The organism is Polynucleobacter alcilacus (assembly GCF_018881545.1).
Lineage (GTDB): Bacteria > Pseudomonadota > Gammaproteobacteria > Burkholderiales > Burkholderiaceae > Polynucleobacter > Polynucleobacter alcilacus.
In genome coordinates this window covers 654057-667270 of sequence record NZ_JACVQD010000001.1, presented here as the reverse complement: position 1 = coordinate 667270, position 13214 = coordinate 654057, and the positions used below count along the sequence as shown (strand labels likewise).

General features: G+C 45.4%; 11 protein-coding genes. 9 read left to right on the top strand and 2 right to left on the bottom strand.

What is annotated here, in order from left to right:
* Positions 1-13: 13 nt before the first annotated feature.
* Together ICN45_RS03410 and map are read right to left on the bottom strand one after the other, a co-directional pair.
* Positions 14-2614, bottom strand: a complete 2601-nt coding sequence (locus ICN45_RS03410) for a [protein-PII] uridylyltransferase (protein ID WP_216173157.1) — start codon at positions 2612-2614, stop codon at positions 14-16.
* Between the two features lie 4 nt (positions 2615-2618).
* Positions 2619-3455, bottom strand: coding sequence for a type I methionyl aminopeptidase (gene map / locus ICN45_RS03405; protein ID WP_216173153.1), 837 nt, complete (start codon positions 3453-3455; stop codon positions 2619-2621).
* Between the two features lie 267 nt (positions 3456-3722).
* On the opposite strand from map, the gene rpsB reads away from it, so the two are divergent.
* The 9 genes from rpsB to bamA all read left to right on the top strand — a co-directional run bounded on the left by rpsB (position 3723) and on the right by bamA (position 13201).
* Positions 3723-4472 (top strand): 30S ribosomal protein S2, encoded by a 750-nt coding sequence (rpsB, locus tag ICN45_RS03400; RefSeq protein ID WP_216173149.1) that lies wholly within the window; start codon positions 3723-3725, stop codon positions 4470-4472.
* Positions 4472-5356, top strand: coding sequence for a translation elongation factor Ts (gene tsf, locus ICN45_RS03395; RefSeq protein ID WP_216173147.1), 885 nt, complete (start codon positions 4472-4474; stop codon positions 5354-5356). The genes rpsB and tsf overlap by 1 nt, the downstream gene beginning before the upstream one ends.
* 185 nt (positions 5357-5541) lie before the next feature.
* Entirely contained in the window at positions 5542-6252 is a 711-nt protein-coding gene (pyrH, locus tag ICN45_RS03390; RefSeq protein WP_216173144.1) for a UMP kinase, read from the top strand.
* 11 nt (positions 6253-6263) lie between these two features.
* Complete coding sequence (frr, locus tag ICN45_RS03385; protein ID WP_216173141.1) at positions 6264-6824, top strand: ribosome recycling factor; 561 nt, start codon at positions 6264-6266, stop codon at positions 6822-6824.
* A gap of 25 nt (positions 6825-6849) precedes the next feature.
* Complete coding sequence (uppS, locus tag ICN45_RS03380) at positions 6850-7626, top strand: polyprenyl diphosphate synthase (RefSeq protein ID WP_216173138.1); 777 nt, start codon at positions 6850-6852, stop codon at positions 7624-7626.
* A 16-nt stretch (positions 7627-7642) separates the two neighbouring features.
* Entirely contained in the window at positions 7643-8470 is an 828-nt protein-coding gene (locus tag ICN45_RS03375) for a phosphatidate cytidylyltransferase (RefSeq protein WP_216173135.1), read from the top strand.
* A gap of 5 nt (positions 8471-8475) precedes the next feature.
* Positions 8476-9660, top strand: coding sequence for a 1-deoxy-D-xylulose-5-phosphate reductoisomerase (gene ispC / locus ICN45_RS03370; protein ID WP_216175611.1), 1185 nt, complete (start codon positions 8476-8478; stop codon positions 9658-9660).
* Between the two features lie 65 nt (positions 9661-9725).
* Positions 9726-10856 carry a M50 family metallopeptidase gene (locus ICN45_RS03365; RefSeq protein WP_216173132.1) on the top strand — a complete coding sequence of 377 codons (1131 nt, stop codon included), beginning with the start codon at positions 9726-9728 and terminating at the stop codon, positions 10854-10856.
* 53 nt (positions 10857-10909) lie between these two features.
* Positions 10910-13201: an outer membrane protein assembly factor BamA gene (gene bamA, locus ICN45_RS03360; RefSeq protein WP_216175610.1), complete on the top strand. Its 2292-nt coding sequence runs from the start codon at positions 10910-10912 to the stop codon at positions 13199-13201.
* The last annotated feature ends 13 nt before the right edge of the window (positions 13202-13214 follow it).

Genomic DNA, 13214 nt, shown 5'->3' with positions numbered 1-13214 from the left:
AAACGTCTGTAGCTTACGCGCCTAAAGCCTCGAGTAATTCTGTTTCAAGTTGTATCTGTAGCTTTGGGTTCTTACCCAGATTGGCAGCGTCTAGCAATAAAATATCTTCCACTCTTTCGCCTAGCGTATTAATTCTGGCAGTATGAATAGAGACCTGATGCTTTGCCAATACCCTAGAGATGGTATAGAGCAAGCCAGTGCGGTCACTTGCAGAAAGTGCGAGTGTGTAATATCTGCCACGGTCATCAGGAACCATATGCACCCTTGGCTGTATTGGGAAAGTGCGTGATTGTCTGGAAAGACGACCCATACTTGGATTTGGCAAAGGCTCCGTATTCATTAATGCAGCTGTTAATTCAAACTCTACTAGTTGAATGATGTCGCGATAACTACCGCCTTCATCTACTAAGTTGCTACCAGAAATTTGGAAGGTATCTAAAGCGTAGCCATGACGCGTTGTGTGAATACGCGCATCCCAAATTGAGAAACCATGTCTTTCAAAATAAGCGCAAATACGTGCAAAAAGGTCTTCTTGGTCTTTTACATAGACGGCCACTTGCAAACCCTCTCCAATTGGCGACAGGCGTGCTCGAACAATGGGCTGGTCATTATTCACTTTGTTATAAAGATGGCGGGTGAGCCAAGCTATATCAGATGAATCTTGCCTGAGGAAGAAGGCAACATCTAATTGCTTCCACAAGTCATCATAAGACTCATCAGTAATACCGTAGAGGCGTAATTTTGTGCGAGATTCTTCTTGATGCTGCGCTAGATCTGATGATGCGTCCGGTTTAGCGCCACCTAAGACTCTTAAGGTTGCACGATAAAGGTCTTCTAATAGTTTGCCTTTCCAGGCATTCCACACTTTATGGCTGGTACCGCGCACATCCGCTACAGTTAATAAGTAAAGTGCAGTCAGATGTCGTTCATCACCCATCTTTTTAGCAAATGCACTCACCACATCAGGGTCAGTAATGTCCTGCTTCTGAGCAACCTGACTCATATTGAGATGTTCTGCAACCAGCCACACTAATAGCTCAGTATCTTTTTTATCTAAGCCATGGTCTTTAGCAAACTTTCGGGCATCTGCTTTACCAAGCTGTGAGTGATCGCCACCACGCCCTTTAGCAATATCGTGAAAGAGGGCTGCAATCACCAGTAACCAAGGTTTTTTAAAGCGAGCAATTAAGCTGCTACAAAAAGGGAATTCATGGGTGTGTTCAATCACCATGAAGCGACGCACATTGCGCAGCACCATCAGGATATGCTGATCAACGGTATAAATATGAAATAAATCATGCTGCATCTGCCCCACAATCCTCCGAAAAGCGGGCAGATAACGACCTAATACACTGCTACGATTCATTAACTGAAAAGCACGACTGACACCTTCAGGTTGTTTCAGGATCTCCATAAAGAGTGCGCGATTGATTGGGTTAGTGCGCCACTTGCTATCCATCTTTTGACGAGCGTTGTATAGAGCCCGAAAAATAGTAGCAGAGAGACTCTTCACATTGGATGTTTGAGCAAAGACCAAAAAAGTTCGCAAAATTTGCTCGGGATGCTTTTGATATAACTGTGGATCTGTGATATCTAGAACGCCCTGTCTTTCAATGAAATACTCATTGCCTTCGCCTAGTATGGGGTGAGTGGTCTTGGATTCTTGAGGAAAGAGTAAGGCCTCAATATTCTGCAAGAGGACATCATTTAATTGGGTAACGGCTTTGGCAGCCCAATAGTAACGACGCATAATCGCCTCACTGGCTTGACGCGATGATTCTTCCTGAATACCCATTGAGGCTGCTAAGGCAGCTTGCCAGTCAAATGCGAGGACATCTTGCCTACGTCCAGCTAGTAAATGCAGGTTGGCTCGCAGCGTTTCTAGAAAACGCTGATTACGGTTCAGTTCCGTGAGCTCACGCTGGGTTACTAAGCCGGACTGGTATAAATCCTTAAAAGTATTGCCCAGTAGCGCTGCCTTACTAACCCAAGAGATGACCTGTAAATCACGCAAGCCCCCCGGGCTTTCTTTGCAATTGGGTTCCAATGAATAGGGAGTGTCTTGGTATTTATAGTGACGCTGGATTTGTTCTGCTTGTTTGGCTTGAAAGAAAGCTTTGGGGTCTAAAGCTTCTTCAAATGCTTTAGCAAATTCCTTAAAGAGTGGTTTCTTGCCGCACAGTAGGCGTGACTCGAGTAAGGAAGTTCGTACGGTGATATCTTGCTCTGATTCAGAAATACATTCTGCAACGGTTCTGACTGAAGAGCCAATCTCCAAGCCGGTATCCCAACAGCTTGCAACGAACTGCTCAACCTTCTTTGATAGAGAGCTAGCTAACTGCTCATCTGCTGGCAGCAAGATTAAAATATCAATATCAGAGTAGGGAAACAAGGCGCCTCTTCCAAACCCCCCAACGGCAACAAGAGCAGCTTCATTACTGAGCTCGCAACTATTCCATAAGTGTATTAAGAGCTCATCGCTGAATTTGCTTAGTTGTTTTATCAGTTTGCCAACAACTTGTGTTTCCCTAAATTCTGCATAGGCAATTTCTCTGGCGGCCCTCAGACTTACCGTATCCGTAATACCCTTTACCGCTTGCTGCATGATGCTCATTGACTTAGGCGCTAGCCAAGCTTGGTCTAAAAGATAGACCCTTAACGCAATCCGGAGGAGGATTACTGCCTTCTGACCAGGTGAGCACTTCGACCCCGGTCTGGGTAACAAGTAAGGTGTGTTCCCATTGCGCCGATAGACTGCGATCTTTTGTTTTAACTGTCCATTGATCGGGCATGGTACGAATCTCACGACGGCCAGCATTAATCATGGGTTCGATGGTGAATGTCATGCCGGTAACGAGCTTTTCACCAGTGCCAGGTTTGCCATAGTGAAGAATTTGGGGGTCTTGGTGAAATACTTGACCAATGCCGTGACCGCAGTACTCACGAACCACGGAGTAACCCGCTTTTTCTGCATGAGTTTGAATCACGTGGCCGATGTCTCCTAGTGAGGCACCGGGTTTTACTTGGGCAATACCAAGCCACATACATTCAAAAGTAATTTGGGTGAGGCGTTTTGCCATCACAGAGACTTCACCCACCATAAACATCCGGCTAGTATCACCATAGTAGCCATCCGGTGTAATGACTGTGATATCTAAATTGACGACGTCACCACTTTTGAGAACTTTGTCCCCGGGAATGCCGTGACAAATCACATCATTGACAGAGGTGCAAATTGATGCTGGAAAGGGTGGATAGCCTGGGGGCTGATAATTGAGTGGCGCAGGTATCGTTTTTTGGACATCGCGCATATAGCTATGGCAAATGTTGTCCAGCTCACCGGTAGTCACCCCAGCTTTAACGTGAGGAGCCACGTGATCGAGGACTTCGCTAGCTAAACGTCCAGCCTCACGCATCCCTAGGATGTCTTTTTCTGCAGTAAATACACTATTCATGCCTGGATTATCAACGACTTGGCAATTTTTGGCTCACCCTGATTGCCTAAAAATTAGGCAATCCTCCTATTTTGAGAGTCCCTTACGACGGTTTCATGCTGTTCTCACCTTGTTTTGAGTATGGGAAGAGTAGCTATAGCATTGATATTTAAGCTATAATTTTGCTCTCAGGTCTTTTTTGACTTGAAATCGCGAGTTGAGCCTTCCAGGGTGGCGCTTTTTAGCGCAGCTAGGACTCAACTTTAGAACCAACCCTTAGGAGAAGTTATGTCAGTAACTATGCGTCAAATGCTGGAAGCCGGTTGCCATTTTGGTCACCAAACCCGTTTCTGGTCCCCAAGAATGGCCCCCTATATTTTCGGCCATCGCAATAAAATTCACATTATCAATTTGGAAAAAACCTTGCCGATGTTTCAGGACGCCCTGAAATTTGCAAAGCAGGTTGCTTCTAACCGTGGCACGATTTTATTTGTTGGTACCAAGCGTCAATCACGCGAGATTATTGCTGAAGAAGCTGCTCGTGCTGGTATGCCTTACATCGACAGCCGTTGGTTGGGCGGTACGCTCACCAATTTCAAAACTGTAAAAGGTTCCCTTAAGCGTTTGAAAGATATGGCAGTTGCTAAAGAGGCTGGCGATTGGGAAAAGCTTTCTAAGAAAGAAGCTTTGACCAACGATCGGGATCTCGACAAATTGCAAAAAGCACTTGGCGGTATTCAAGATTTGAACGGCGTTCCTGATGCTATTTTCGTAGTGGACGTTGGCTATCACAAGATTGCTATTACAGAAGCCAATAAGCTTGGTATTCCAGTAATTGCTGTTGTGGACACCAACCACTCACCAGAAGGTATTGATTACATCATTCCTGGTAACGATGACTCTAGCAAAGCCGTAACCCTGTATGCCCGCGGTATTGCTGATGCAATCCTTGAAGGCAAGGCTAACTCTGTTCAAGAAATCTTGACAGCGGTTAAAGAAGGCGAAGAAGAGTTTGTTGAAGAAGGGAAAGCTGAATAATGGCCGCTATTACCGCTGCAATGGTTGGCGAGTTACGCGCCAAGACGGATGCTCCCATGATGGAGTGCAAAAAGGCTTTGACTGAGGCTGAAGGTGATATGGCTCGTGCAGAAGAAATTCTGCGTGTAAAGCTGGGTAGCAAAGCAGGTAAAGCAGCTTCCCGTGTAACGGCTGAAGGCATTGTAGTTTCTTATATCGATGGTACGACTGGTGCTTTGCTTGAAGTGAACTGCGAAACTGATTTTGTTTCTAAGAATAATGATTTCTTGGCATTTACAAACGCGTGCGTAAAGTTAATTGCTGATCAGAATCCAGCAGACATAGCTGCCTTGCTTGGATTGCCAATGAATGGTCAAACGGTTGATGAAGTTCGCAGTGCGTTGATCGGTAAGATCGGCGAAAACATCATGCCACGTCGTTTCAAGCGTTTCACTAGTGGCGGCAAATTAGTGTCTTATCTCCATGGAACTCGTATTGGTGTGCTGGTCGAGTTTGATGGCGATGAGCTTGCAGCTAAAGATGTAGCAATGCATATTGCTGCAATGAAGCCAGTGGCTTTGTCTATGGCCGATGTTCCTGCTGAATCCATTGCTGTTGAGCGTAGTGTTGCGGTTCAAAAGGCAGCTGAATCTGGTAAACCACCAGAAATCGTTGAAAAGATGGTTGAAGGTTCGATTCAGAAGTACCTCAAAGAGGTTTCTTTATTGAATCAAACTTTCGTGAAGAACGATAAGCAAACCGTTGAGCAAATGCTTAAGGCCGCGAATACAACAATCCAAGGTTTCACCATGTTTGTTGTGGGTGAGGGCATTGAGAAGCGTCAAGACGACTTCGCTGCTGAAGTGGCTGCCCAGGTAGCTGCTGCCTCTAAAGCAACTGCGTAAATAGCTGTTTTGGGGCTTGCCCCAGATGATCGGTAATACCCAAAAGGGCATAGGAACCTCAGTTTCTATGCCCTTTTCTTTGATCTTTCCTAAGCCCTTTATAATTTGGCAGAGATATTAAAAAGTGCTTAAAGATCAATAAGCTAAGTAAGCAAATTACTTGGCAAATTACGGAAAATAAAAATATGCCAGGCTACAAACGCGTCCTCCTCAAATTATCTGGTGAAGCCCTGATGGGTGACGATGCTTTTGGCATCAATCCAGTCACAATCGACGCTATGGTTGCTGAGATTGCGCAAGTGGTCAATAGCGGTGTAGAGCTTGCTATTGTGATCGGTGGCGGAAACATTTTCCGCGGTGTTGCTGGTGGTGCTGCCGGTATGGATCGTGCAACAGCCGATTACATGGGTATGTTGGCAACCATGATGAATTCCCTCGCACTACAAGATGCTTTACGTCAAAAAGGGGTTGAAGCTCGAGTTCAATCTGCGCTTCGAATGGATCAAGTGGTTGAACCTTATATTCGCCCGCGTGCAATTCGGGCAATGGGTGAGGGCAAAGTGGTGATTTTTGCAGCGGGTACTGGCAATCCATTCTTTACCACCGATACTGCAGCCGCTCTTCGGGGTGCTGAGATGGGTGTTGATGTCATGCTGAAGGCAACCAAGGTCGATGGCATCTACAGTGCGGACCCTGTGAAAGATCCAACAGCTACTCTATATAAGACCATTACTTTTGATGAAGCAATTATTAAGAACTTACAAGTCATGGATGCAACTGCTTTTGCATTGTGTCGCGACCGTAAATTACCAATCAAAGTATTTTCGATTCTCAAACCAGGCGCCTTGATGCGCGTGGTTCAAGGTGAACCTGAAGGTACCTTGGTACACGTTTAATAGGAGGCCAAATGTCTGCAGCAGAAATTAAAACCAATACCGATCAAAAGATGCAAAAGTCTCTTGATGCATTGAAAACCAATTTAGCCAAGATTCGCTCTGGACGTGCTAACCCAGGAATTTTGGAGCACATTCAAGTCGATTACTACGGTAACCCAACCCCATTAAGTCAGGTGGCTAGTTTGGGTTTGGCTGATGCTCGCACCATCAACGTTCAACCATTTGAAAAGACGATGGTGGCTGCAATTGAAAAGGCAATTCGGGATTCGGATTTGGGTTTGAACCCTGCCTCACAAGGCACTGTCATTCGGGTGCCCATGCCGGCATTGACTGAAGAGCGTCGTCGCGATTTAACCAAAGTTGTCAAGAATGAAGGCGAAGAGACCAAAATTGCTGTGCGTAATTTACGTCGCGATGCGAATGAGCATCTCAAGCGCTTAACTAAAGATAAAGAAATTTCTGAGGATGAAGAACGTCGTGCAACCGATGAAATCCAGAAGATGACCGATAAGGCCGTGATTGACATTGATAAGCTTGTCTCCGAAAAAGAAAAAGAGATCATGACGGTTTAAGTACCCGATTGAATTATTAGCTCTTATGACCCAGCACCTGAGTTCAACCATTGATATCCCAGAGGTAAGCGCCATTCCTCGCCATGTGGCCATCATCATGGATGGCAATGGGCGTTGGGCTAGTAAGCGCTTGATGCCCCGCGTAGCCGGGCATTCTGAAGGCTTGGGTGCTGTACGCAAGATCGTGCAAGAATGCCGCCGTATTGGTGTGGAGTATTTGACGGTATTTGCCTTCAGCTCAGAAAATTGGCGTCGTCCACCGGAAGAGGTGGGCTTCTTAATGAAGTTGTTTCTGAAGTCACTCAAGGGTGAGGTTTCACGTCTTGCAGAGAATGATATTTCTTTGCGCTTGATCGGCGACTTGAGCCGCTTTGATTCTGCGATTCAAGAGATGGTTCAATTTTCTGAAGAAAAAACTGCTGGGTGCAAAGCCTTAACCTTTACGATCGCAGCAAACTATGGTGGACGCTGGGATATTTTGCAAGCAATGCGCCGTTGTTTAGAAGTGAACCCTAATTTAAAGCCTGAAGAGCTGAGTGAAGAGCTCTTACAGCCTCATCTTTCCATGGCATATGCTCCTGAGCCTGATTTGTTCATTCGCACCGGTGGTGAGCAACGCGTGAGTAATTTCTTGTTGTGGCAGCTTGCTTATACCGAGTTGTATTTCACTGATGTTTTATGGCCTGATTTTGACGAGCTTGAATTAAGAAAAGCGTTTGACTGGTTTAGTCAGCGCGAGCGCCGTTTTGGGCGAACTAGTGCTCAGCTTGCCTCGCAAGTAATGAGCGATGCAGTCTGCTAATTAAAAACAATTCTCCATGCTAAAAACCCGAGTCATTACTGCCCTAGTTCTTTTGGCGGTACTTTTGCCCATCCTTTTCTTATTACCACCGGTTTATATTGGCGCTTTCTTTATGTTTGCTTTGCTAGCTGCCGCTTGGGAATGGAGTCGCCTGATTGCGGCTGAAGCGGGTCGTGCTGCATGGCTTTATGCCTTATTTTGCTTGATGATCATTTTATTTTTACTGGGGATGCAAAACGCTGCATGGCAGTTTGCATTGCTACTCTTGGCAGTCATCTTCTGGTTCTTTGTGGCACCTTTTGTTTTGGCAAAGGGGATGAATCTTTCATTACAAAAGCTTCGTCCTTTTTATGTAGTCTTAGGTCTGATCTTATTACCGGCTACTTGGTTTGCTTTGGTATTTTTACGGGAGCTGGGTTTGGTGTTCTTGTTGAGTAGCATGGCATTGGTATGGGTGGCTGATATTGGCGCCTATTTTGTTGGGAAGGCGTTTGGTAAGCGCAAGTTGGCCATACAAATTAGTCCAGGAAAATCAGTTGAGGGTGCAATTGGCGGCCTCTTACTTTGCTATGGCTACGCTTTACTCTGTGTTATTTACCTACCTTTTGAGTCTACTTTATTTGGTGCGTGGGCCATTCGTTTCGGTTGGGTTCCGATGTTTTTCATGGTGACTGTTTTAGTGGCTTTCAGTATCTTTGGGGATCTCTTTGAGTCACAGTTAAAACGTTTGGCCGGAGTGAAAGACAGTAGCCATCTATTACCAGGACATGGTGGCGTATTAGATCGCGTGGATGCGTTGATTCCAACCATGCCGATTGCTGCTCTACTCGCTGGATTAGTGTGATGTCAATCAGGCAAGTTGCCATCTTGGGATCTACGGGATCCATCGGGGTAAATACGCTCGAGGTGATTCGTGCTCATCCTAATCGCTTTAATGTTGCCGCCCTTACTGCTGGAAAGCAAGTCGATCGATTAGCTGAGCAGTGCGTTGAATTTAAACCGGCCATTGCAGTAGTGACTGATGCTGCTGATGCTGCTCGTTTAAGCGCCTTATTACTTGAGCAAAAAATCCTTACACAAGTGTTATATGGGCCACAAGCGCTAGTCACTGCTGTAACTGAATCCGGTTGTGATACGGTAATGGCGGCAATAGTGGGTGCGGCCGGGTTAGTTCCTACATTAGCCGCAGCACACTCAGGTAAAAGGGTGCTCTTAGCAAATAAAGAGGCGCTAGTGATGTCTGGCAATCTCTTTATGCAAGCCATGAAAATCGGTGGGGGGGAGCTTATACCTATTGATAGTGAGCACAATGCCATTTACCAATGCCTTCCAAAAGATTTTACAAATACGCCACATCCTAGCCAGGGTGTTGAAGAGCTTTGGTTAACTGCTTCTGGTGGTCCATTTAGAGATAGTTCTTTAGAGCAACTGAGAGATGTCACTCCAAATCAAGCTTGTGCTCACCCGAATTGGGTAATGGGTAGAAAGATCTCGGTTGATTCGGCGACGATGATGAATAAAGGCCTTGAGGTGATAGAGGCGTTTTGGTTATTTGGTTTGCCACTAGAAAAAATTAGAGTACTTATTCATCCGCAAAGCGTGGTGCATTCCATGGTGCGTTATCGTGATGGTTCCGTCATTGCGCAACTGGGCCAACCGGATATGCGCACTCCCATTGCTTATGGACTTGCCTGGCCAGAACGAATTGCTGCTGGTGTAGCACCCCTAAATTTGACCCAATTAGCTACCCTTAGTTTTACTGAGCCAGACTTGGCCCGTTTCCCTTGTCTATCATTGGCGTTTGCTGCTGCAAAGACTGGTGGTACAGCGCCAGCCATCCTGAATGCAGCAAATGAAATTGCCGTAGCTGCCTTTTTGGAAGAAAGAATCCCTTTTTTGCAAATCCCAGCCATCGTAGAAAAAACTTTGAGCGCTATCAGCGTAACTCATGCAAGTTCACTGGAGTTAATTTTAGAAGTGGATGCGCAAGCAAGAGCAATTGCTCGTGATCTTATTGATGAGATGCGTCAGTAAATAATATTAATGAAGTAAAACTCAATAAGCAAAACTCAATAAGCAAAATTGATTAAGGATTTTCTTTGCAGGCACTTATTACCCTCGCCGCGTTTCTTTTGACCTTAGGAGTATTGGTCAGCTTTCATGAGTTTGGGCATTTTGTCGCTGCACGCTGCTGCGGCGTACGCGTGCTTCGATTTGCGGTGGGATTTGGTAAGCCCCTTTTTACTTATGTAGCCGCTAATAAAACGGAATGGGTTCTCGCTTCAATTCCGCTTGGGGGTTACGTCAAATTATTGGATGGTCGCGATCGGCAGCAATCAATTTCATCAGCAGAAGCGTCTGAGGCTTTTGATAGAAAACCCCTTTGGCAACGCTCTGTGATTGTTGCAGCGGGACCCTTCGCCAATTTCGTTTTAGCAATCTTTTTGTTTGCTCTTATTTATATTTCTGGCGCTCCACAACTACCAGCAATCCTGCAGGCCCCATCTGAACATTCTGTGGCTGCCAAATTGGGGGTGGTTGAAGGTGATCGCGTGATTGGCTGGCAATCCTTGTCTTCGAGTAAAGCTGTGCCCCTTTCTGGTGAATTTGAGCCTGTTCCTAGTTGGAATGCCTTGCGCTGGATTTTGCTAGATGCGCTCACAGGGGAGCGGGGATTTGCTTTGGAGGTCCAGACACCCACGGGTGGCATCGCCATTAAACGCTTTTTAGAAGCTGATTTACCCCAATGGAGTCCCGAAAAAGACCCAATGTTGGCCTTGGGTATTAGGCCAATGCCGACCCCTTTTGCTGAGTGGACGGAGTTGAAGTTGGGCCCCTTGGATGCCGCGGCTTTCGCTGCCCAAAGGGTCTGGTTAATCACCAAAGTGTCTACCAGGCTAATGGTAGGAATATTTACTGGAAGTACTTCCTTCAAGCAGTTGGGAGGCCCCTTAAGTATTGCGGATATGGCAGGCAAGACAGCCCAGGTTGGATGGCAGCCATTTTTAGCATTTTTAGCACTTATGAGTATTAGTATTGGTCTACTGAATTTACTCCCTCTTCCCATGCTAGATGGGGGTCAGCTACTGTATGATGCATGGGAGTTGGTTGCTGGTAAGCGGATATCGATTTCAATGCAGGAACAGTTCCAAAAAGTGGGCTTTCTCTTGTTGATTTCCCTGTCCCTACTAGCCTTGTTTAACGATTTACAACGCTATTTTTCGCCTTGAATTTTCTGACTTCCTTATTTCACACCTCCCCTCGTCTCATTGCGCAGCTTTTGATGGTACTTACTGCCTGTATTAGCTTGAACGTAGGCGCAGCCGAATCCTTTGTTGTGAAGGATATACGTGTTGAAGGATTACAACGGGTTGAGCCAGGAACAGTATTTAGTTATCTACCGGTTCAGGTAGGCGATACCTTTACTGAAGAGAAGGGGGCGGAGGCGATTAAAGCCTTGTATAGCACTGGCTTTTTCAGGGATGTACAAATACAAGCGCAGGGCAATGTCTTAATTGTGATCATTGAAGAGCGTCCAACCATTTCCCGTATTGAATTTACGGGAATGAAAGAGTTTGATCAAGAAAATATTCGTAAGTCCCTTAAGGCAGTTGGCGTTGGAGAGGCCCGTTTTTATGATAAAGCGTTAATTGATAAAGCGGAACAAGAGTTAAAACGAGCCTACATAGGAAAAGGTTTATACGCTGCAGAGATCGTTGCAACCGTTACCCCATTAGAACGTAATCAAGTTGCTGTTTATTTCAACGTTGATGAAGGCCCTGTTGCCAAAATTCAGGAGATTAGCTTTATTGGTAACGAAGCATTTAGTGAGAGCACCTTAAAGAGTGAGATGCAATTAAAAACGGGTGGTTGGTTATCTTGGTACACCAAAGATAATTTGTACTCTAAGCAAAAACTGACTGCTGACCTTGAGACTATCCGTTCTTACTATCTTAATCGTGGGTACCTTGAATTTATTATTGAGTCTACTCAAGTCTCGATTACACCAGATAAAAAAGGTGTTTACCTCACGATTAGTGTCAGTGAGGGTAAGAAATTTACTATTAAAAATATTAGCTTGGCGGGTGATACCTTGGGCAAAGAAGCTGAACTCATACAGTTAGTGACTTTAAAGTCCGGGGATACCTTTTCGTCTGCGCGCTTGACTGAGAGCACCAAAGCAATTGCAGAGATATTGGGCTCTTATGGTTATGCCTTTGCAAGCGTTAATCCACAGCCAGATGTCCGTCGTGAGCTCTCAGAGGTTGACCTCACTTTAGTTGTTGATCCAGGTCGCAGGGTTTATGTGAGACAGGTAAATATTTCTGGAAATGCAAAAACGCGCGACGTCGTTATTCGTCGGGAAATGCGGCAGTTCGAAAGCTCCTGGTTTGATAGTGATAAGGTTGACTTGTCCAAAAAACGTTTAGGTCGATTAGGTTACTTTACAGAAACCGATATTTCTACCGAGGATGTTCCGGGCTCCCCAGATCAGGTTGACGTGAATGTTGCGGTAAAGGAAAAACCAACAGGCGCTGTAACTTTAGGGGCTGGTTTTTCTACAACTGAGAAATTAATCCTCTCCGCTGGTATTAATCAAGACAATGCATTTGGTACTGGTACGGCAATTGGTTTGAATTTTGCGATGGGTAAGATTAACCAGAATTTGACACTTTCGAATTACGATCCTTACTTCACGGAGGATGGTATCAGTCGCTACACGGATTTGTTCTATCGCTCCTCCAAGCCTTTGTATTACACGGGCGATCCTAATTACCAAATCAAATCCGTTGGTTCAAATATTAAGCTTGGGGTACCCTATACTGAAGTGGATCGTGTGTTCTTTGGCACTGGTGTTGAAGCCTATCAAATTAATACCACCTCTAATACACCACAACCATACTTAAGCTATGCTCAAAATTATGGGATTGCTGCGCCTGGCTACCCTGGAACATTAACTACCTACAACATACCTTTCACAGTTGGCTGGGCACGGGATGGGCGCGATAGCGCCATGATTCCTTCAACGGGATCTTTGGAACAACTATCTGCTGAGGTAGGGACTCCAGCGGGGAACATGACTTTTTATCGTATTTATGGGCAATATCAAAAATATCACTCGATTTCAAAGGGGCAAATTCTGTCTTTTAATAGTGAAGTGGGTTACAGCCAGGCCTATGGAAATAATCCATTTCCAATTACCAAGAACTACTATGTTGGTGGTATCGGATCTGTTCGTGGTTACTCACCAGGTTCTCTTGGGCCACAGTATTACAACACCACCACCTATCAAAACCAACCTACTGGTGGGCAGTCAAAGATAGTCGTAAATGGGGAATATACCTTCCCTGTTCCTGGCTCAGGAACTGATAAGACCCTGCGTTTATTTACCTTTGTCGATGGTGGTAATGCTTTTGGGGAAAATATCAACCTGGTATTGAATTACTCTTATGGATTGGGTATATCATGGATATCACCCTTGGGGCCGCTCAAGTTTAGCTACGGTATTCCTTATAAGCCTTATCCTACCGCTAACGTTCAGCGTTTACAGTTCCAAGTGGGTACAGCGTTTTAACTGTTTGAGGAAA